Genomic DNA, 1528 nt, shown 5'->3' on the forward strand with positions numbered 1-1528 from the left:
CTCAGTAGTTGTATTCATAATCACGGTGAATACGACTACTGAGAGGCACAGAAAGGGATAAAGGGTTGACCGGAGAACGCCTCCCGGATGGCACCGAACACATTCACTGCGTTCTTGCGGGCGGTTGAGAGATACCCCCGAATCCGCGCAAAGTCTTTCGCGCCCTCCAGCGTCCTGAATCCGCCCGAAACCTTTTGTTTGACCTTGATCATGCGCACATCCCGTTCCGCCTGGTTATTGTCAAACGGGACGCGGAAGTCCGCCATGAACGCCAAGGTTTGTGGCTTAAAATCCCGCAGCCGATTCAGCAGATTGAGAGGTGGCGTCTGGGCCGGGCGACCGCGCTGTTTCGGCTTTTTCCCGGCAGTAAGCGGGGGTAGACGCGGATTGACGGCATATCCGGCGTTGAGGATGAGATCATAGCGTTGATCAAACCGCGCTAACGCTTCAGCGGGCAACACCTCGCCCCCCTTTTCCTGGGTGGTTTCTACCGCCTTTTTAATCTCCAAGAGGAGATCCGCCATCATCGCGGCCCATCGTTGTCCATACTGGTTTTTGATAAACGGCAACTCCCGGAGGTGGTGCGCATTGCACAGGGCATGGCGGCACGCCTCATAACCAAAGTACGGTTTCCAATGATCATGCATCGCCCGGCCTTTGAACTCCGGCAGAACCCCGGCGTCATCCATCGCGGTTTGGCCCCGCTGCGCATGAACCGTATAATCCGTCAACCGCTCCGTCGCGGCCACAGGCAGCCGGTGCCATTTTCCTTTCACCCGCAGTCCCGACTCATCCGTATGCAACACGACCGCTTGGCGCAACTGTTCTTTGACTGCGGCCGTCGCCGGTTCAAGACCCGCCGCTAATTCCTGTCCCGCTTTGATCAGCGTCCCTTCTGCAATTCGGTGATTCAGCAAATCTTCAAAAATCTGTGCCGTGCGCTCTACGGAGACAAAATGCTGGCTCTGAAAATAGGCGGCCCAGGTTTTTACCCCCGTTCCGTATTGCACGGAACCGGTCACATTTTGAGGAAAGACCCCCCGGTTTTCTGCTCCACACTCCGGACAAGTTTTGATCTCTGCCCGGTGTGCCGTGACCTCAATTCGGATCGATGGAATGTCAAACACCTGACGTTCTTCATCCGCCGTCACGTCCACATTATCTAAGGACAGACCACACTGGCTGCACGCTACCACCGGGTGAATTTCTGTATGCTCGGGATGCTCCGATCGCTTCAGGGTGTGCCCTTCATGTCCCGGCTGACCCCCAGTCGGCCTTTGACCCGACTTTCTTAGACTTTCCGTTCGTTTCGGTTTGTTATAGCCCTCACTCGACGGCGGTTTACTGCTGTTGCGGCTGTTCTTCTCCAGTCGAGCCTGTAATTCCTTCAGTGTCACTGCTTGCTGTTCCAAGTGCCCGGCGAGTTCCTCCATCTGTTGGCCTATACCCAGAACAAGCTCCACGACCGCCGCCTCGCCTTGCGCGAAAGCACTGTGAATTTCTTCTCGGGTCGGCAGTCGGATATTCA

The 1528-nt window shown here is 56.0% G+C and carries 1 protein-coding gene; it reads right to left on the reverse strand.

The genetic code is table 11. The annotated features are described in order from the left end of the window. Window positions 1-35 precede the first annotated feature (35 nt). A complete protein-coding gene (tnpC, locus tag BN874_RS08390) occupies window positions 36-1523 on the reverse strand; it encodes an IS66 family transposase (RefSeq protein WP_081756246.1) in 1488 nt (495 codons plus the stop codon). Window positions 1524-1528 lie beyond the last annotated feature (5 nt).

The sequence above is a fragment of the Candidatus Contendobacter odensis Run_B_J11 genome (genome assembly GCF_000531125.1).
GTDB lineage: Bacteria > Pseudomonadota > Gammaproteobacteria > Competibacterales > Competibacteraceae > Contendibacter > Contendibacter odensensis.